The 1,234-nt window shown below is 57.1% G+C and carries 1 protein-coding gene and 1 pseudogene; both read right to left on the reverse strand.

Translation table 11 applies throughout. The annotated features are described in order from the left end of the window. Positions 1 to 93: 93 nt before the first annotated feature. On the reverse strand, positions 94 to 912 hold the full coding sequence (locus tag D1646_RS20950; RefSeq protein WP_243154283.1) for an ATP-binding protein: 819 nt from the start codon (positions 910 to 912) through the stop codon (positions 94 to 96). Beyond that, positions 909 to 1,234, reverse strand: a pseudogene (locus tag D1646_RS20955) (replication protein); the annotation flags it as partial. The gene D1646_RS20950 and the pseudogene D1646_RS20955, both read right to left, overlap by 4 nt.

Here is a 1,234-nt window from a genome sequence, read left to right on the forward strand (position 1 = left end):
GGTGTGGCCGATGCGCTTCTCCAATGTCCGCTTGGTCTGCGGGGTGGATGTGGTAGGGGTGACTGCTTTCGTTTTTGCCATAGGCGGCTCCTTTCAATTTTTTTGATTATCAGGTGATACGATGCGCCGCGCCGCCGCCTTTGTGCTGGCGGCGTTGTCCTCCCGGAAGTTCTTTCCGGCAAAGAGGATAGGGGCGCAGCGTTCTAAAATCCGGTCATAGATACGGGCGTGGGCAAGGTCGGGCGGGTGTTTCAGTTCGTCCAGCTTCAGGTTGGTGGTCACGATCAGCGGCTTGCCGCTCCGGTAGCGGCTGTCGATGATGGAAAACATCTGCTCCATGGCGTACTCGGTGTTGCGCTCCACGCCCAAATCGTCTATGATTAACAGGTCATAGTCTCCCAGGCTGTCCAGAAACGCCGTCCTGTTCTCTCCGAACGTCCCGCACAGGCGGCTGAGAATGGTCGGAAAGTTGGTCATGAGTACGGGTACGTCCCGTTCCAGAAGTGCGTTCGCGATGCACCCGGCCAGAAAGGATTTGCCCGTACCAACATCACCGAACAGCAACAGGCCGATGTTCTTCTTGAACGCCTGGGGCCAGTGATCGACATAGGCGTGGGCTTTCGCCATAACGGGATTCTGCCCGTTGTCGTGGGCGAAGGTGTAGCCGTAGAGGTAGCGGTCTTGAAGTCCCTGGGCCTTGCGACGTTTGATCCGCTCCATGCGCTGGCGGCGTTCCTCGGCTTCTTTGCGGCGGCGCTCCTTCTCCTGCTGGCAGGAACAGACGCACCGGGGCTTGAAAGTGCCGCCTTTGAATGGGTCAGGGATAACGGCTTGCCGGGGGCCTCCGCACTTGCGGCAATGGATAAGGCCGTCAGCCGGATCAAGGTATTCGTCCTCGCGGATCTCCGTCATACGGTATCACCGTCCTTCACGCTATAATCCCGGTCACGGGCAGGGGGAGCGGCCTTGCGCCTATCATCAGCTATCCAGCGGCGGATAGTGGCGGCATGGCTCTTGTATGTCCTGCCGGTAGATGCCATGTACTCGGATAACCTCTCGATGTACTCCTGCCAGACGGTGGGGAAGTCCGATTGCAATTCAGTCAATTCCCCGGCAGACAGAAAAACATTTTGATACCGGCCCAACGTGCGGGCGTGTTCCCCCTCTCTATTCTCTAAACTCTTATCTCTATACTCTTTATCTCTAATCTCTAATATAGGGGGACATTTGTCCA

It is taken from the genome of Pseudoflavonifractor sp. 60, assembly GCF_009911645.1.
GTDB lineage: Bacteria > Bacillota > Clostridia > Oscillospirales > Oscillospiraceae > Lawsonibacter.